This is a genomic window from Pseudoduganella namucuonensis, assembly GCF_900116645.1.
Classification (GTDB): domain Bacteria; phylum Pseudomonadota; class Gammaproteobacteria; order Burkholderiales; family Burkholderiaceae_D; genus Rugamonas; species Rugamonas namucuonensis.
On the sequence record NZ_FPBO01000004.1, the window covers coordinates 136,852 to 155,190 of the forward strand.

Here is an 18,339-nt window from a genome sequence, read left to right on the forward strand (position 1 = left end):
TTATTTGCCCTAAAAACCACAAAATCTATCGCCGCGCCGACGAAATAAGCGCCGCCTATGTGAGGAAGCGCACCGTCAGCGGCGTCCGCCTTCCGAATACTGTCCTTCTGTAGATAGAAGGAGGGCATCATGACGAATTCGGAAAACAAGGCCGGATCGGCCGGCAACATGCAGCGCGCGATCCAGCGGGAGCAGGACCAGCGCGACCGCCAGAAAGGTCCGCAGAGCGAGAGCAAGGAGGCGGTGCAGACCGGCCACAGCGACCAGCCCGCCCCGCCGCTGCCCGACCAGCACCTGGAAAAGCCGGGCATGGAGGCGGACATGGAGCTGAGGCCGCGCTTCCTCGCGCCCGACTACTGCGGCAGCGGCAAGCTGGCCGGCATGACCGCCATCATCACCGGCGGGGATTCCGGCATCGGCCGCGCGGTGGCCGTGCTGTACGCGCGCGAGGGCGCGGACGTGGCCATCGTCTACCTCAACGAACACGAGGACGCGGCCGAGACCCGCCGCTTCGTCGAGGCCGAGGGCCAGAGCTGCCTGCTGCTGCCCGGCGACTTGCGCGACCCGGAATTCTGCAAGGGCGCGGTGGCGCAGACCCTGGCCAAGTTCGGCCGCCTGGACATCCTGGTCAACAACGCCGCCTTCCAGGAGCACGCCGGCTCGCTGGCCGAGCTGTCCGAGGAGCGCTTCGACCTGACCATGAAGACCAACATCTACGGCTACTTCCACATGGCCAAGGCGGCCGAGCCGCACCTGAAGCGCGGCGGCTCGATCATCAATTCCGGCTCCGTGGTGGGGCTCAGGGGCTCCAAGCACCTGCTGGACTACTCCACCACCAAGGGCGCGATCCACGCCTTCACGATGTCGCTGGCCTCCAACCTGCTGGAAAAGGGCATCCGCGTGAACGCGGTGGCGCCCGGGCCGGTGTGGACGCCGCTCAACCCGGCCGACCAGTCGCCCGACAAGATCAAGGAGTTCGGCGCCAGCACGGACATGAAGCGCCCCGCCCAGCCGGAGGAACTGTCGCCCGCCTACGTGTTCCTGGCGGCGCCCTGCTGCTCCAGCTACATCTCGGGCATCGTGCTGCCGGTGACCGGCAGCGTCGGCGACTAACCATCAAGGAGATGACGCCATGGCACGCTCATTGTGGAAAGGCGCCATCAGCTTCGGCCTGGTGCACATACCGGTGGAAATGCACACGGCCGTGCAAAGCCACGACCTGGACCTGACGATGCTCGACAAGCGGGACTTCTCGCCGATCGGCTTCAAGCGCTACAACAAGAACACCAGCAAGGAAGTCAGCTGGGACAACATCATCAAGGGCTACGAGTACCAGGACGGCGAATACGTGGTGCTGTCGGACGAGGACCTGAAGCAGGCCAACGTCAAGGCCACGCAGACCATCGACATCCTCGCCTTCGTGAACGCGGCCGACGTGCCGCTGACCTACTACGAGACGCCCTACTACCTCGCGCCCGGCAAAGGCGGCGACAAGGTGTACGCGCTGCTGCGCGAGACGCTGCGCAAGGCCGACCGCATCGCCATCGCCACGGTGGTGATACGGGTGCGGCAACACCTGTGCGCGCTGGTGTGCGTGGACGACAGCATCATCCTCAACACCTTGCGCTTCGCCGAGGAGATCCGCAGCGCCGAGGACCTCAAGCTGCCGCCCAAGTCGATCAAGTCGGCCGGCATCTCGGACAAGGAGATCAAGATGGCGCTGTCGCTGGTGGACGGTATGACGGAGGAATGGAATCCCGAGCAATACCACGACACCTACAAGAACGACGTGCTGGCGCTGGTGCAAAAGAAGATCAAGGCCAAGCAGACCAAATCGATCACGGTGGCCGCGCCGGAGAAGAAGGCGCCCGCGTCGAGCAATGTGGTCGACCTGGTGGCCCTGCTCAAGCAGAGCCTGGGCGCCAAGGGCAAGGGACGCGCAGCCAACGACGAGGAAGAGGACGAGGAGGAAGCCGTGGAAGAGGAAGCGCCGGCGCCGCGTCCCCGCAAGGCGGCCGCCAAGAAGCCCGCGGCGAAGCCCGCCGCCAAGCGCGCCACGGCCAGCAAGACCGCCTCCAAACCCGCCCCTCCCCGCCGCAAAGCCGCCTGAAAGTTATCACATTTACATCGGTGTCAGGCGCGACATTCGGACATTGACGCCTGGTCATTTGGGCGAACCGTCGAGCCCGTGTCCGAATGTCGCGCCTGACACCGATGTGTTTTTATCAAGGTTTGAAGCCGAGCTGCTTCATGGCGGCGGTGGGGCTTTTGGCGCTGTCGGCGTAGTCGGACCAGGGGGCGTTGCCTTGGTCGAGGCGGGTGTGGACGGTGTCCACCGTCCAGTGGTCGCCGCCCTTCAGCGCCGGCAGCTCGTCCCAGCGCACCGGCATGGAGATGCCCAGCCCGGGCCGCGTGCGGGGCGACCAGGCGCACACCGTGGTGGCGCCCCGGCCGTTGCGCAGGTAGTCGATGTAGATCTTGCCCACCCGGTTCTTCGGCCCGCTCTTGAACGCGAACCGGTCAGGCAGGGTGTGCGCCATGTGCTCGACGATGGTTTGCGAGAAGGATTTGACGGTGTCCCAGTCGTATTGCGGCTTGAGCGGCACCACCACGTGCAGGCCTTTGCCACCGCTGGTCTTGAGGAAGGCGGGCAGCCCGAGTTCTTCCAGAAAGGCGCGCATCAGTTCCGCCGCCTCCTGGATCGCGGGCCAGTCGACGCCTTGGCCGGGGTCGAGGTCGAAGATCATGCGGTTGGGCTTTTCGTAGCTGCGCGAGGTGGCGTTTTGCGTGTGGATTTCAACCACGTTCCATTGCGCCGTCGATAGCAGCCCTTCCTTCGCGGCCACCGCCAGCATCGGCGGGTGGTCGGGGTCCAGCTCCTGGGCGAGATGTTTCAATCCCGGCATCTTGGCGACGTCGGCGTGCTTCTGGAAGAACAGCTCGCCCCCGACGCCGGCCGGCGCGCGCACCAGCGAGACGGGACGGTCCTTCAAATGTTCCATCATCAGCTCGCCCACCAGCGCGTAGTAGCGCACCAGCGCGATTTTGGTCGTGCCGCTGGCGGCGTCGATCACGCGGTCGGGATTGGTGACCTTGAGCGTGTCGGGCAAATTGCCCTGGGGCGCGCTGGCGGCGCCGCCCTTGCCGTCGCGGCCGGACGCCGCTGGCGCCTTGCCGGCGCCTGTCGTCCTTGCCCGCCCGGAGGATGATGGCGCGGCCGCTTTGTCCTCGGCTTTGTCCGCCGCTTTGTCCGCCGCCTCGTGCGCGATGTCCTCCATGTGCGCGGGCTGTTCGCGCACGATGTGCCGCGCGGGCTTGTCGCTGCGCAGTCCCTGGAACACGGAGTGCCGTATCGATCCGCTGCGCGTCCATTCGCCGAAGCTCACTTCGGCCACCAGCGTGGGCTTGACCCAGTGCGCCTTCTTGTCGATGGCCTTGGCGGGGGCGAACGGGCTTTCGTCCGCCGCCAGCTTGTCCAGCTTGGCCTTCAGCGAGCGCAGGCCCTCGTCGTTGAAGCCGCTGCCCACGTTGCCGGCGTAGTGCAGCTTGCCGTCCTTGTCCTGCACGCCCAGCAGCAGCGAGCCTATGCCTTGCCGCGATCCCTTGGGGTCGGTGTAGCCGCCGATGATGAATTCCTGGCGCTGCCCGCATTTGAGCTTGATCCAGTCGCCGGAGCGGCGCGACGCGTACGGGGAGTCGCGCCGCTTGCCGATGATGCCTTCCAGCCCCATCTTGCACGCCGCCGCCACCATCTCGGCCGGCGGCGCGTCCAGCGTGGCGCTGTAGCGCACCGTCTCCGACCCGGCCTTGTCCATCACCTGTTCCAGCAGTTCGCGGCGCTGGAACAGCGGCACCTGGCGCAGGTCGTAGCCGTCGAGGTAGGGCGCGTCGAAGACGAAGAAGACGATGCTGTTGGTTTTTTCGCCGTCGAACGCTTGCTGCAGCAGGCCGAAGTCGGGCCGCCCGTTCTCGTCGTGGACGACGATCTCGCCGTCGTACCAGCCCCGGGGCAGTTTCATCTTCGCCAGCGCGGCGTGCAGCGGCTTGAGCTTGTGCGTCCAGTCGTTGCCGTTGCGGGTGAACAGCTGGATGTCCGCGCCGTCCACCCGCGCCAGGATGCGGTAGCCGTCGTACTTGACTTCGAACATCCAGTTTTCGGGATCGGGCGGCGGCGCGTCCACCAGCGTCGCCAGCTCGGGCGTCAGCGTGGCGGGGAGCTCGGCCTTCTCGGGCGCGGGCGCCGCGTCGTCGTCGGCGGCGTCCCCGGTCGGGGCGCCCTTGGCCTTGCGCGCCTTGGCCGCGGGCGCCTTGACCGCGGCCGCCCTGGCGGCGGACTCGCCACCGGCGGGCTCGCCGCCGGACGACTTGGCGCGCCCCGCGGCGGCGCACTTGGCCGCCTTCGGCATGCCCAGCTTCTTCACGCTGTCCGGCATCTCGTCCACCACGCTGAACTCCCCGGCCGGCCTGGCGTAATCGTCCTTTTCCTTGATGAGCAGCCAGGGCTCCTGCCTCTCGCCCTTGCCCTTCATCCGCACCAGCACCCACTTGCCGTGCATCTTGTGGCCGCGCAGCTCGAACTTGAGGTTGCCCGCCTGGTAGCCTTTGCGCGGATCCTCCAGCGGATGCCAGGTGCCCTTGTCCCAGATGATGACCTTGCCCGCGCCGTACTGCTTCTCGGGGATAGTGCCCTCGAAGGTGTTGTAGGAAATGGGATGGTCTTCCACGTGCACGGCCATGCGCTTGTCGTGCGTGTCGTAGCTGGGCCCCTTGGGCACGGCCCAGCTTTTCATGGCGCCGTCCAGCTCCAGGCGGAAGTCGTAGTGCAGGCGCGAGGCCCAGTGTTTCTGGATGACGAAGGAACGGTTTTCGCCGCCCTCCTCGCCCCCTTCGGCGGGTTCGGGCGTGACGGCGAAATCGCGCTTGGCTTTGTAGGTTTTGAGGGTATCGCTCATACCGGCGATGCTACGCCGGCATGGGCGGCGCCACGGTTAGCCAGCTAACAGAGCCGGCTACTTGGGCTTGTAGATGCCGCAGGCGATGTAGATGTCGTCGACCCGCTCGAGATAGGTGCTCTTCTGTTCTATCTGGCCCGTCTGCGCGTTCGGCCATTTGTAGTCTACCCAGCCCTTGCCCTCCTTGCTGTTGACCACTTCGCGGAACTTTTGCACGAAGGGCACGCCGTCCACGTCCTTCAGCTCGCCGAGCGACTTGCCGACCATCTTGGCGTTGGCGCCGTGGGCGATCAGGGCGCCGGCGTTGGCGATCGGCGAGAGGAACAGGTACAGGTCCTTTTCGCGGAACTGAGGGCTGCGGCCATTGATCTCGGCCGCCAGTTTCTCGCGGCCGTTGGCCTTGTAATAGGCGATGGCCTTCTTCACCAGCGCCACCGCCTCGTCCGCCTTGCCGCGCTCCTCGTCCGCCGCCCCGGCCACCGCGCTGGCGCCGATCAGCAATGCCATCAACATGGTCTGCAGGAATCTCTTCATCGCGGTCTCCGTATGGCTTGCGTTATGGTTGGCCTTGTCCCTTCCGGCCCAACCATGCTATGCCCGGCGGCCGGCCTCGGCAAGCGGCATTTGCGGCGGCGTTCCTTCTCCGCAACAAACTTCCAGCTAGCCGCGTTCGGCCGCCAGCCGCTTGGCGAAGTTGGCGCGGGCCCTGGCGGCGTAGGCGCGGCAGGCGCCCGGATCGACCATGGCGGCATTGCCCAGCTCCTTTTGCCTGGCCTGCCGGGTCCACAGGTCCGACGCTTCCGGATGCGCGGACAGCATCACGTCGCACGGCAGCGATTCGACCTTCGCGAAGCTGCGCTCGAAATCGGCCATCACAGACGGGTGGGCGCTGAACTTGTAGTTGTTGAACGGGATGGCGGAGAGGCTGTCGGCGAAGACCATGTTGGCGCACTTGTCGCCTTCGCACGATTTCCAGCTCCAGCTGGCGCCGCCGGGGGCGTGGCCGGGCGTGTAATGGGCGGTCACCTCCAGGCCGGGCAGCTTGACGGTTTCGCCGTCGGCCAGGGTGCGCACGTCGGCCACCACGGCCACGTCGGACAGGTCGCCGAACTGCGCGTCCTGCGGCAGCGCCTTGCCGGTCCGCAGCACCTGGGCGCCCAGCGGCGGCGCCAGCACCCTGGCGCCGCTCAGGCGCTGCAGTTCGGCGATGCCGCCCGCGTGGTCGAAGTGGGCGTGCGAATTCAGGATGTATTTCACGTCCTGGATGCGGAAGCCGAGCCGGCGGATGTTGTCGACGATCAGGGGCGCCGACTCGGGCAGCGCGCCGTCGATCAGCACGTGGCCGGACGGGCCGGTGATCAGCACGGCGGACAGGCCGCGCACGCCGACGTAATAGCTATTGCCGTACAGGGAGAACGGCGCTTGTGGCGCGTTCCATTCCTCGCACATGGTGCAGTTGTCGTGCGCCAGGACGGCGGTGGGCGCCAGCGCCATGATGAGGGCGGCGGAGAGTGCTCGTAGCATGTGGTCGCTTTCTATGGGGTGGATGGAGGCGGCATGATAAACCTTCCGTCCCCCCTTGGGCGCGCGGCGGAAAAAAAAACGGCGGACCCGTTTCCGGGCCCGCCGCAAGGGCAATCATCGCGCGTGAAAAAAGGGGGCAGGTTCGATATTAAAAATACGAACCTGACCCCTTTTTAAAAATACGAACCTGACCCCTTTTTGAAGCGGCGTTTATTTCTGCGCCACCTTGTCCACCGTGGCGCCGCCCCAGCCGCCGCCCAGCGAGCGGATCAGCGCGACCGTGGTCACGGCGCGGCTGCCGCGCAGTTGCACGGCGCTGCGTTCGACCGCCGCCAGGTTGCGCTGCGCGTCCAGCAGGTCCAGGTAGCTGGAGCGGCCGGCCGCGTACAGCTTCTGCGCCAGGTCGGCCGAGCGGCGCGCGGAGACCAGCGCGTCCTCGATCTGCGCGGTCTGGCCGGACAGGATGCGCAGGCCGGCCAAGTTGTCCTCCACCTCGGCGAACGCGGTCAGCACGCTTTGGCGGTAGCCGGCCACCGATTCCTCCAGCGCGGCCTCGCTGCGCGTGACGTTGTTCTTGTTGCGGCCACCGTCGATCAGCGGCACCGACATCAGCGCGCCCAGCACCCACGAGCGGCTGCTCCACTTGAACACGTCCGCGAAGGCGCCGGCCGCGCCGCCGCCCGAGGCGCTCAGGTTCAGCGACGGGAACATGGCGGCGCGCGCCACGCCGATGCGGGCGTTGGACGCCTCCATCGCGCGCTGCGCGGCGGCGATGTCGGGCCGGCGCTCCAGCAAGGTGGACGGCATGCCCGCCGGGATGGCCGGCAGCAGCGAGGCGTCCAGCAGCGGGCTGACGCCGGCCGTGAAGTCGGCGGCCGGCCTGCCCAGCAGCACCGCCAGCGCGTGCTCGGTGGTGACGCGCTGGCGCTGCAGGCCGATGGCCTCGGCGCGCGTGGTGGCCAACTCGGTCTTGGCGCGCGACAGGTCGAACTCGCCGATGTCGCCCAGGTCGAAGCGGCGCTGGTTGACCTTGACGTTCTCCTCGCGCAGGCGCACGGTCTGCTCCAGCGTGGCCAGTTCGGCGTCGGTGGCGCGCAGGCGGAAATAGGTCTGCGCCACGTCGGCCTGCAGCGCCAGCAGCACGGAGCGGTAGTTCGCCTCCACCGCCGCCGCGTCGCTGTTGGCCGCGGCCACCTCGGACGACACGCGGCCGAACAGGTCGACCTCGTAGCTGGCCGTCAGGCTGGCGCTGTAGCTGGTCTGCGGCGACACGGCCGAGCCTTGCGGCAGGCCCAGCGAAATCGCCGACGCGCGGTTGCGCTGGGCGCCGGCGCCCACGCCCACCTGCGGCGCGCGGTCCGCCTCGGCGATGCCGGCGATGGCGCGCGCCTGCTTGACGCGGGCGGCCGCCACGGCCAGGTTGGCGTTGGCCTTGGTGGCGTCGGCGACCAGCTGGTTCAGGGCCGGGTCGTTGAAGGCCAACCACCATTCGCCGCGCGGCTGCTGCTCGGCGGGCTGCGCCTGCTTCCAGCGCGTGCCGTCGGCGGCCGTCACCACCGCCTGGTTTTCCTTGAACGCCGCCGGGACGGCGATCTCCGGCTGTTTGAACGCGGGCGCGGCGCAGGCGGTCAGCAGCAAGGCCGCGACCAGGGGCGCGACGCCCTTGGCTATCATATTCATTAGTGGGTCCCTTCCAGTTTCACCGCCGCCGCTGGCGCGGGGGCGTGGGTTTTCTTTTCAATGCGCTGGGCCAGGGTGCGCAACAGGACGTAGAACACCGGCGTCAGGAACAGGCCGAAGAAGGTCACGCCCAGCATGCCGGCGAACACCGCCACACCCATGGCGTGGCGCATCTCCGAACCCGCGCCGCTGGAGAACACCAGTGGCACCACGCCCATGATGAAGGCGATCGACGTCATCAGGATGGGACGCAGGCGCAGGCGGCAAGCCTCCAGCGCGGCCTGCAGCACGGTGCGGCCGTGGTCTTCCAGTTCGCGGGCGAATTCCACGATCAGGATCGCGTTCTTCGACGCCAGGCCGACCAGCACGAACAGCGCGATCTGCGTGAAGATGTTGTTGTCGCCGCCGGTCAGCTTCACGCCGATCAGCGCGCACAGGATGGACATCGGCACGATCAGGATCACCGCCAGCGGCAGGGTCCAGCTTTCATACTGCGCGGCCAGCACCAGGAACACCAGCAGCACGCACAGCGGGAACACGTAGATCATCGTGTTGCCGGACAGGATCTCCTGGAACGTCAGGTCGGTCCACTCGTAGGTCACGCCCTTGGGCAGCGTCTCCTTGGCGATCTGCTCGAAGATGGCCTGCGCGGTGCCGGACGACACGCCGGGCGCGGGGCCGCCGTTCATGTCGGCCGACACGTAGGCGTTGTAGCGCTGCACGCGGTCCGGGCCGTAGCTGTCCTTGACGCGCATCAGCGACGACAGCGGGATCATCTCGCCCTTGTCGTTGCGCACCTTCAGCTGCGCGATCTGCTCGGCCTGCGAACGGAACGGCGCGTCGGCCTGCACGCGCACCTGGTAGGTGCGGCCGAACTGGTTGAAGTCGTTCACGTACAGCGAGCCCAGGTTGATCTGCAGGGTCTGGTAGACGGTGGCCAGCGGCACGCCCAGCTGCTTGGCCTTGGTGCGGTCGACGTCGGCGAACAGCTGCGGCACGTTGATCTGGAAGCTGGAGAACACGCCCTGCAGCTGCGGGTTCTGCCACGCCTTGGCCTGCATCGCCTGGCTGGCCTTGTACAGTTCGTCGTAGCCGACGTTGCCGCGGTCCTCCAGCATCATCTTGAAGCCGCCGATGGTGCCCAGGCCGTTGACCGGCGGCGGCGGGAACACCATCACGAACGCGTCCTGCACGGCGCCCATGCGCTTGTTGATCTCGGCGGCGATGGCCTCGGCCGACATGCTCTTGTCCTTGCGCTCGTGGAAGGGCTTGAGCGAGGTGAACACGATGCCGGCGTTGGGCGCGTTGGTGAAGCCGTTGATCGACAGGCCGGGGAAGGCGATGCTGGCCTCCACGCCGGGGATTTCCTGGGCGATGGCGGACATCTTCTTGATCACGGCGTCGGTGCGGTCCAGCGAGGCGGCGTCCGGCAGCTGGGCGAAGCCCACCAGGTACTGCTTGTCCTGCGACGGCACGAAGCCCGACGGCACCACCTTGAACATGAACACGGCGGCCACCACCAGCGCGCCGTACACGGCCAGCGTGGCGGTCTTGCGGCGCATCACGCCCTTCACGCCCAGCTCGTACTTGTCCGAGGCGCGGCCGAAGAAGCGGTTGAACCAGGCGAAGAAGCGGCCGAACACCTTGTCCATGCCGCGGGTGAGCGCGTCCTTGGGCGCGTCGTGCGGTTTGAGCAGCGCGGCCGACAGGGCCGGCGCCAGGGTCAGCGAGCTGAAGGCCGAGATCACGGTGGAGATCGCGATGGTCAGCGCGAACTGGCGGTAGAACTGGCCGGTGAGGCCGGACACGAAGGCGATCGGCACGAACACGGCGCACAGCACCAGGGCGATGGCGATGATGGGACCACTCACCTCCTTCATGGCCTGGATGGTGGCGTCGCGCGGCGACAGGCCGTTGGCGATGTTGCGCTCGACGTTCTCCACCACCACGATGGCGTCGTCGACCACGATGCCGATCGCCAGCACGAGGCCGAACAGCGACAGCGTGTTGATGGAGAAGCCGAAGCCTATCATCACGGCGAAGGTGCCCACCACCGACACCGGCACCGCCAGCAGCGGGATGACGGAGGCGCGCCAGGTTTGCAGGAAGATGATGACCACCAGCGCCACCAGCACGATCGCCTCGATCAGCGTGTGGATCACGGCGTCGATCGACTCCCGCACGAATTGGGTCGGGTCGTATACAACGCTGTACTCGACGCCTTCCGGAAAATCTTTCTTCAGTTCGGCCATCTTGGCGCGCACGTCGGCCGACAACTGCAGCGCGTTGGCGTTGGGGGCCTCGAAGATGGGGATGGCCACCGCCGATTTATTGTTCAGCAGCGAACGCAGGGAGTAGGAGCTGGCGCCCATCTCCAGGCGCGCCACGTCCTTGAGCAGCGTGACCGCGCCCTCGGCGTTGGACTTGACGATGATGTTGCCGAACTCCTCCACCGACTGCAATCGGCCCTGGGTGTTGACGGTGAGCTGGAAGTCCGCGTCCTTGGACGGGCCGGCGCCGATCACGCCGGCGGCGACCTGCACGTTCTGCTCGCGGATGGCGGCCACCACGTCGCCGGCGGTCAGGTTGCGGGCCGCGACCTTTTGCGGGTCGAGCCAGACGCGCATGGCGTAGTCGCCCGAACCGAACAGCTGGACCTCGCCCATGCCCTGGATGCGGGCCAGCTGGTCCTTCACGTTCAGCACCGCGTAGTTGCGCAGGTACAGGTCGTCGTAGCGGCCGTCCGGGGACGACAGGTGGACCACCATGGTCAGGTTGGGCGACGACTTCACGGTCGTCACGCCGATCTGGCGCACCTCCTCCGGCAGCCGCGGCAGCGCGCGCTGCACGCGGTTCTGCACCTGGGACTCGGCCTGCTCGACGTTGGTGCCGATCTTGAACGTCACGGTCAGCGCCAGTGAGCCGTCCGAGGTGTTCTGCGACGACATGTAGAGCATGTTCTCGACGCCGTTGATCTGCTCCTCCAGCGGCGCGGCCACGGTTTCGGCGATGATCTTCGGATTGGCGCCGGGGTATTGCGCGCGCACCACCACCGACGGCGGCACCACGTCCGGGTACTCGGAGATCGGCAGCTTGAAGATGGAAATCAGGCCGCCGACGAAGATGATGATCGATAGCACCGCCGCGAAGATCGGCTTATCGACGAAAAATCGTGAAAAGTTCATATTCTTATTCCTTGGAAGTGGCGCCGGCCTTGTCCAGGGCGGCGACCTTTTCATCTTTCTTCGGTTCGGCCTTGACCGGCGCCGGCGCCAGCGGATCGAAATCCATCCGCACCATCTGCGCCGTCACCGGCGCGCCGGGACGCACGCGCTGCAGGCCGTTGACGACGATCCTCTCGCCCTGCTTCAGGCCCTCGCGCACCACGCGCAGGCCGTCGCTTTGCGGGCCCAGCACCACCGGGCGGTATTCGGCCTTGCTGTCGGCGCCCACCACGTAGACGAACTTGCGGTTCTGGTCGGTGCCCACGGCGCGGTCGTTGATCAGCAGCGCGGGCTTGCCGCCGGCGGCGCCGGACAGTTGCACGCGGGCGAACAGGCCGGGCACCAGCGCCTTGTCGGCGTTGGTGAAGGTGGCGCGCATGCGCACCGAGCCGGTCTGCGGGTCGAGCTGGTTGTCGACGAATTCCAGCTTGCCCTCGTGCGGGAAGCCGGTCTCGTTGGCCAGGCCCACCTTGACCGTCACCGGCTGGCCCTTGTGCGACAGCGAGCCGACGCGCAGGTAGGTGTCCTCGTCGCCGTCGAAGCTGGCGTAGATGCGGTCGGTGGAGACCACCGAGGTCAGGATGGCGGAGGCGTCCACCAGGTTGCCCAGGGTGATCTCGGCCTTGGAGACGCGGCCGTTGATCGGCGAGTGCACCTGGGTGTAGGCCAGGTTCAGGCGGGCCGCCTCGGCCTGGGCTTGGGCGGCGCGGGCGTTGGCGTCCAGCTCTTTCAGGCCGGAGGCCTTCTCGTCGTATTCGCGCTGCGCGATGGCCTTGTCGGCCAGCAGCTTCTCGGCGCGCGCCAGTTCCAGCTTGGCCAGGTCGGCCTTGGCGCGCGCCGAGTTGGCGGCGGCCTCGGCCCGGTTCAGTTCGGCCTGGTAGGGACGCTGGTCGATCTGGAACAGCACGTCGCCCTTCTTGACCTCGCTGCCCGGCTTGAAGTTCACGGCGGTGATGAAGCCGCTCACGCGGGAACGGATCTCCACGCGCTCGATGGCCTCCAGGCGGCCGGAGAATTCCTGGGTCTCGGTGACGGACTTTTCCACCACGGCGGCGGCCGAGATAGGCGGGCCGCCGGCGGCGGGCGCCTCGGCGGTCTTGCCGTTAGCGGTATCACAGCCCACCAGGGTGGCGGCCGCCAGCCCCGCGACCGCCAGGGCGGCGGCCAGCGGCCGCAGCAGGGAGGTCAGATCAGTCGAAGTTTTCATCGGGTTTTTCATAATTTTTCCTTTTTGTATGAAAATCTTTAATAGTCGTGGCGATACGGCCTGCCTGTGACAAAACGTGGGAAAAGACGGCCCCGCCGCGCTCAAGGCGCAGAAAATCGCTCTCCCGGGTGTCTCTGTAGTTGTTTAGACTGGAGGGATCTCCGCCCCGTCCAGGCCGGCGACAAAGCCGGCGATCTCACTCAACGCGAACGCCTTGCACGCGCATTCGTTGCGCGCCTCGACATCCGGCAGCGGCGTCGGCGGCAAGCGCCGGACCGTGGTCTTGACGCCGCAGGAAATCAGCTTGGCGCCGTATTGTTCGGCCTCGTCGCGCAGCGGATCGTCCTCGGCGGACAGGATCAGCGCCGGCGCCAGGTTCTTCAGCCTGCTCGACTGCAGGGGTGACGCGTAAGGGTGGGTACGGTCGGCCGCGTTGGGCAGATAGCCGCGGTAGCCGGCGGCGCACACGTCGGCCGCCTGGGCCTTGTAACTGCAATTGGGCATTTCGCGCATGGAGCCGGTGGACAGGCCGGGGTCCAGCATGGGCATGATCAGGATCTGGCCGGCCAGCGTGGGGCCGCCGCGGTCGCGCGCCATCAGCGAGCAGACGGCGGCCAGGTTGGCGCCGGCCTCGATGCCGGCCACCAGCATGCGCTTGCCGCTCCAGCCCAGCTTGGACTTGTTCTTCTTCGCCCACATCAACACGGCGTGGGCGTCCTCCACCGCCGCCGGGAAGGGGCTGGCGGTGGCCAGCGTGTAGGTGCTGGCCAGCACCACGTGGCGCTGGTCGCAGCTCACCAGGCTGCGCAGGAACTCGTCGCCCTCCTCCAGGTCGCCGCTGACGAAACCGCCGCCGTGGAAGAAAACGATCAGCGAATCGCGCTTGGCGGCCGGGGCACCCTCGGCCGCCGCGTAGATACGGGCGGCGAGCGGGCCGCTGGCGCCGCTCACTTCGATATCGCGCGTCTTCAGCTTGACGTTCGTCTTCGCTTCCAGCGGCGCGGCGGCCTGGGAGGTCGTCATTGCTGCACCGCCACAGACGCGGACGCGGTCAGCACGCCGTTCATCCGGGCCGCCTGGCGCGCGGGGCCGGCGTCGGCCACCAGCTCGCCGCTCATTTCACGCGCCAGCGCCTTGTAGCCCTTGGCCTCGGCGCGCGCCGCGTTCGAATAGGCGTCCGTGTTCACCAGCACGGCCAGGGCCAACGAACCCAGCACGATGGCGAGCGTTGCGATAATTCCATCCCGACGTGTCATGACAAACTCCTCTTCGCTTCTCAGATGAGCAGCTTTTATGCTGCAGTACGTTAACTATAAACTTGAACTAGAATCTGTTAAATATGGCAATGACGAATTGATTGTTCAGGATTTCGAACAATAGAGGACGGATATGAATAAACTGCAGGCGATGGAAGTCTTTGTGCAAGTGGTGGACGCCGGCGGGTTCACGCGCGCGGCCGACAACATGAAGCTGCCCAAGGCCACCGTCTCCAACCTGATCCAGGGGCTGGAAACGGCGCTGGCGGTCAAGCTGCTGCACCGCACGACGCGCCAGATCAGCGTGACGGCCGACGGCGCGGCCTATTACGAGCGCTGCCTGCGCATCCTGTCGGACGTGCGCGAGGCCGAGGAATCGCTGTCGCGCACCAAGCTCAGCCCGAGCGGACGGCTGCGGGTGGACGCGCCCACCGGCCTGGCGCGGCAGATGCTGATCCCGGCCCTGCCCGACTTTTTCGAGCGCTACCCGGACATCACGCTGGAGCTGGGCTGCAGCGACCGCCCGGTGGACCTGATCGAGGAAAACGTCGATTGCGCGGTGCGCGGCGGCGAGCTGGGCGACTCGGCCCTGATCGCGCGCCGCATCGGCGTGCTCGGCTTCGTCACCTGCGCCGCGCCGGACTACATCGCCCGCTACGGCACGCCGCTGCACCCGCGCGAGCTGGAGCGCCACCGCTGCATCAACTATTTCTCGTCCAAGACCGGCAAAGTCTACGATTGGGACTTCAGCCGCGACGGCGAGCGCATCCAGCTGCCGCTGCCCGGCCTGATCGCGCTGAACGATTCGGACGCCTACGTGACGGCCGGCCTGGCCGGCCTGGGCGTGGTGCAGATGACCGATTTCGCGCTGACCGACTACCTGCGCGACGGCCAACTGGTGCAGCTGCTGGCCGACTGGACCTCCGACCCCGTTCCCATCCACGTGGTCTACCCGCAGAACCGGCACCTGTCGGCCAAGGTGCGCGTGTTCGTCGAATGGGTGTCCGACCTGTTCGCCAAGCATCCCGGCATGCGTGGCGCCCCCCCCACCACTTCCACAGGCTAGGCCATGACACACAACATCGTATTCCTCGACCGCGACAGCCTGATCGCCAACGTGCGCCGGCCGTCCTTCCCGCACAGCTGGACCGAGTACGCGGCCAGCAGCGGCGCCGAGGCGGCCCAGCGCCTGCACGGCGCCACCATCGCCATCACCAACAAGGTGCCGCTGCGCGCGGACACGCTGGAGCGGTTGCCGGACCTGCGCCTGATCGCCGTGGCCGCCACCGGCACCGACATCGTGGACCTGGCGGCGGCGCGCGCGCGCGGCATCGTGGTGTCCAACATCCGCGACTACGCCCACGCGACCGTGCCGGAGCACACGTTCGCGCTGATCCTCGCGCTGCGCCGCAACCTGCTGGCCTACCGGCTGGACGTGGAGGCCGGCAAATGGCAAAAGTCCGAACGCTTCTGCCTGTTCGACCATCCGATCACCGACCTGAACGGCAGCCGCCTGGGCCTGCTGGGCTATGGCGCGCTGGGGCGGGCGGTGGCCAGGTTGGGCCGCGCCTTCGGCATGGAGGTGATGGTGCACAAGCGCACGCCGGTCGACGATCCGGACGTGCGCAACGTGTCGTGGGACGAGCTGCTGGAGACGTCGGACGTGCTGAGCCTGCACGCGCCGCTGACCGGGCAGACGCGCGACATCATCGGCGCCGCCGAACTGGAGCGCATGAAGCGCTCGGCGCTGCTGATCAACACCGCGCGCGGCGGCCTGGTCGACGAGGCGGCGCTGGCCGCCGCGCTGACCACCGGCGTGATCGCCGGCGCCGGCTTCGACGTGCTGGCCAAGGAACCGCCGCCGGAGGACAACGTGCTGCTCAATCTGCGCCTGCCCAACTTCATCCTCACGCCGCACATGGCCTGGGCCAGCACCCAGGCCATGCAGGGGCTGGCCGACCAGTTGATCGACAACATCGAGGCCTACGCGGCGAACAAGCCGGTGAACGTGGTCGGCTAGCAATGCCTCGAAGGCGGCGATGCCGGCGCGCAAGCGCGCACCCTTGCCGTTTTAGATACGCTAGTATCGTCAGCCTCGAGGACGCAAACATATCGTATGAAATCGCAGCTGCTCCAGGATATCGGCGAGAGCCACGTCTCGCCTCCACCACCCAATGGCGCCGCCGGGCCCGCCGACGCCCCGCCCCCTCGTCCACCGCTCGAAGCGGGCGCTGAAACCGGCTTCGAACCGCCCCCCGAGGCCCTGGCCGCGCCCAGGCGCGAAGCCAGGCAGGAGCCCACGCTGGAACCTTTGCCGCCGGCCGGCGTGGAGTCCGCATCCGAGCCTCCGCCCGGGACGCAGTCCGAGCCGCTTTTTCCGCCATTTTCCGAACCGCTGTTTCCGCCGTCGTCCGATCAACCGTTCACGCAGCCTTGGCAATCCGAGGCGGAGGCCGCTTTCGCCGGCGGAGACACCGCTCCCGTTGGCTGGATCGACCGCTGGGGGCGGAAGGCGGCGCTGGGAGGCGCGAGCCTGACGCTGGCCGCGCTGCTGGCGGGCGCCGGCATGTGGTTCCATAGCGAGAACAAACTCAATAGCAACCTGGCGCTGGTGGCGAAAACATCGATTCCAGCGCAAAGCGACGCGCGGCAGGCCATGCCTGGGGCCACGTCCGCGATGGCGGCGAGCCCGTCCGCACCAGCAAGGTCGTCCGCCCTTCCGCCCATGCCTGGCTCGGCAACGGCGGTGTCCGGCCAGGGCGGCCAGGGGCTGAGCCAGGATCTGGGCAATGGCCGCGGTCAGAGCGCGGGTCTGCGCGACGGCCAGGGCAACGGCCAAGACCTGATCAACGACCAAGGTCAGGGTCCGGGCAACGGCCAGAGCCCGAGCCAGGCCCAAACGCAGACCCAAGATCGGGTCCCATCCCGACCTGGAACTCCGGCGTTGGCGCCAGACCAGCGTCCGGCTCAAGACTTGGTTCCCGCCACCAGTTCCTCGGCCCGCCGGGCCGACGCCGCCATGTCGCGCCGGGAAGCGCTGGCGCAAAGGGCTGGCCAGGCGCAAAAGCCATCGGCCCGCGCCACCAGGGCCGCCACTCGCGAAGCGGCCAGGTCCACCCAGAGGACCGCCGCGCGCGCGGCCACGGCTAGTCAACGGCCCGCCGCGAAAAGTTCGCGCGCGCTGGCCGACACGCTGCGGCTATGCCGCGCCGCCGGCTACCACGCCACCAAATGCATGCAGCTCGGCTGCGCGGCGACCAAATACGGACTCACCTGCAAGGATCCCGCCATCCGCCGCTAAAGGGTGGCGACCGGATAACTGCCCGGCAGCAGGATGTCGCGCTCCACTTGCCGCACGTCGCGCAGGCCGCAGAACGCCATCGTCAAATCCAGTTCGTTGCGGATGATGTCCAGGCAGGCGCTCACGCCGGGGCCGCCCATCGCGCCCAGCCCGTACAGGAAGGCGCGGCCGATGTGGACGCCTTGCGCGCCCAGCGCCAACGCCTTCAGCACGTCCTGCCCGGACCGGATGCCGCCATCCATCTGCACCTCGATCCGCTTGCCCACCGCTTCCACGATGGCCGGCAGCGCGGCGATCGACGACTGCGCGCCGTCGAGCTGGCGGCCGCCGTGGTTGGACACGATCAGCGCGTCCGCGCCCGCCTCCACGCAAAGGCGCGCGTCCTCCGCGTCCATAATGCCCTTGATGATCAGCTTGCCGCCCCAGCGCCGCTTGATCCACTCCACGTCCTTCCACGACAGGCCGGGGTCGAACTGCTGGCTGGTCCACGCCGACAGCGAGGACAGGTCCGACACCGACTTCGCGTGCCCGACGATGTTGCCGAACGAGCGCCGCCGCGTGCCCAGCATGCCCAGGCACCAGCGCGGCCTGGTCGCCAGGTGCAGCAGGTTGGCCAGCGTGGGCTTGGGCGGCGCCGACAGGCCGTTGCGGATGTCCTTGTGGCGCTGGCCCAGCACTTGCAAATCCAGCGTCAGCACCAGCGCCGAGCAGCCAGCCGCCTTGGCGCGGTCGATCAGGCGGTCGATGAAATCGCGGTCCCGCATCACGTACAGCTGGAACCAGAACGGCCGCGTGGTGTGCGCCGCCACGTCCTCGATCGAGCAGATGCTCATGGTCGACAGCGTGAACGGCACGCCGAAGCGCTCGGCGGCCTGCGCGGCGAGGATTTCGCCGTCCGGATGCTGCATGCCGGTCAGGCCGGTGGGCGCCAGCGCGACCGGCATGGCGACGGCCTGGCCTGTCATGGTGCTGGCCAGCGACCGGTTTTCGAGGTTGACCGCCACCCGCTGGCGGAATTTGATGGGGGCGAAGTCGCCGCTGTTGGCGCGGTAGGTGGACTCGGTCCAGGAACCGGCGTCCGCGTAGTCGTAGAACATGCGCGGCACGCGCCGCTGCGCGAGGATGCGCAAGTCTTCAATGCAGGTGATGACGGCCATGCGCGCTCCCGGAGTCGGTGAGCACGTAGTGTAGAACG

14 protein-coding genes are annotated in these 18,339 nt (G+C 67.6%); 5 read left to right on the forward strand and 9 right to left on the reverse strand.

Annotation, left to right across the window (positions count from 1 at the left end; translation table 11 throughout):
- Positions 1-129: 129 nt before the first annotated feature.
- Together BM436_RS06185 and ku are read left to right on the forward strand one after the other, a co-directional pair.
- Complete coding sequence (locus BM436_RS06185; RefSeq protein WP_093554616.1) at positions 130-1,113, forward strand: SDR family oxidoreductase; 984 nt, start codon at positions 130-132, stop codon at positions 1,111-1,113.
- 19 nt (positions 1,114-1,132) lie between these two features.
- Positions 1,133-2,110, forward strand: a complete 978-nt coding sequence (gene ku / locus BM436_RS06190) for a non-homologous end joining protein Ku (protein WP_093554618.1) — start codon at positions 1,133-1,135, stop codon at positions 2,108-2,110.
- 115 nt (positions 2,111-2,225) lie between these two features.
- Here ku and ligD read toward each other — a convergent pair whose 3' ends face one another.
- The 8 genes from ligD to BM436_RS06230 form a co-directional block, all read right to left on the reverse strand.
- Positions 2,226-4,952, reverse strand: a complete 2,727-nt coding sequence (gene ligD / locus BM436_RS06195) for a DNA ligase D (RefSeq protein ID WP_093554620.1) — start codon at positions 4,950-4,952, stop codon at positions 2,226-2,228.
- A 57-nt stretch (positions 4,953-5,009) separates the two neighbouring features.
- Positions 5,010-5,486, reverse strand: coding sequence for a cache domain-containing protein (locus BM436_RS06200; RefSeq protein ID WP_093554622.1), 477 nt, complete (start codon positions 5,484-5,486; stop codon positions 5,010-5,012).
- A 126-nt stretch (positions 5,487-5,612) separates the two neighbouring features.
- Positions 5,613-6,476 (reverse strand): subclass B3 metallo-beta-lactamase, encoded by an 864-nt coding sequence (bla, locus tag BM436_RS06205; RefSeq protein WP_093554624.1) that lies wholly within the window; start codon positions 6,474-6,476, stop codon positions 5,613-5,615.
- Between the two features lie 210 nt (positions 6,477-6,686).
- Positions 6,687-8,156 (reverse strand): efflux transporter outer membrane subunit, encoded by a 1,470-nt coding sequence (locus BM436_RS06210; RefSeq protein ID WP_093554626.1) that lies wholly within the window; start codon positions 8,154-8,156, stop codon positions 6,687-6,689.
- A complete protein-coding gene (locus BM436_RS06215; RefSeq protein ID WP_093554628.1) occupies positions 8,156-11,341 on the reverse strand; it encodes an efflux RND transporter permease subunit in 3,186 nt (1,061 codons plus the stop codon). The genes BM436_RS06210 and BM436_RS06215 overlap by 1 nt, the downstream gene beginning before the upstream one ends.
- Positions 11,342-11,345: 4 nt before the next feature.
- Entirely contained in the window at positions 11,346-12,587 is a 1,242-nt protein-coding gene (locus tag BM436_RS06220) for an efflux RND transporter periplasmic adaptor subunit (protein ID WP_093554776.1), read from the reverse strand.
- Positions 12,588-12,731: 144 nt separating this feature from the next.
- Positions 12,732-13,610: an alpha/beta hydrolase gene (locus BM436_RS06225; protein WP_093554630.1), complete on the reverse strand. Its 879-nt coding sequence runs from the start codon at positions 13,608-13,610 to the stop codon at positions 12,732-12,734.
- On the reverse strand, positions 13,607-13,843 hold the full coding sequence (locus BM436_RS06230; protein WP_093554632.1) for a hypothetical protein: 237 nt from the start codon (positions 13,841-13,843) through the stop codon (positions 13,607-13,609). The genes BM436_RS06225 and BM436_RS06230 overlap by 4 nt, the downstream gene beginning before the upstream one ends.
- Before the next feature lie 133 nt (positions 13,844-13,976).
- Here BM436_RS06230 and BM436_RS06235 point away from each other — a divergent pair, with 133 nt between their 5' ends.
- The 3 genes from BM436_RS06235 to BM436_RS06250 all read left to right on the forward strand — a co-directional run bounded on the left by BM436_RS06235 (position 13,977) and on the right by BM436_RS06250 (position 17,144).
- A complete protein-coding gene (locus BM436_RS06235; protein ID WP_093554634.1) occupies positions 13,977-14,909 on the forward strand; it encodes a LysR family transcriptional regulator in 933 nt (310 codons plus the stop codon).
- A 3-nt stretch (positions 14,910-14,912) separates the two neighbouring features.
- The gene (locus BM436_RS06240) at positions 14,913-15,863 is read left to right on the forward strand and encodes a D-2-hydroxyacid dehydrogenase (protein ID WP_093554635.1); all 951 of its coding nucleotides are present in this window, start codon (positions 14,913-14,915) and stop codon (positions 15,861-15,863) included.
- A gap of 96 nt (positions 15,864-15,959) precedes the next feature.
- On the forward strand, positions 15,960-17,144 hold the full coding sequence (locus tag BM436_RS06250; protein ID WP_177306988.1) for a hypothetical protein: 1,185 nt from the start codon (positions 15,960-15,962) through the stop codon (positions 17,142-17,144).
- Here the strand turns inward: BM436_RS06250 and BM436_RS06255 are convergent.
- Positions 17,141-18,301, reverse strand: a complete 1,161-nt coding sequence (locus tag BM436_RS06255) for an alpha-hydroxy acid oxidase (protein WP_093554638.1) — start codon at positions 18,299-18,301, stop codon at positions 17,141-17,143. The two genes, BM436_RS06250 and BM436_RS06255, sit on opposite strands and share 4 nt — an antisense overlap.
- Between the last annotated feature and the right edge of the window lie 38 nt (positions 18,302-18,339).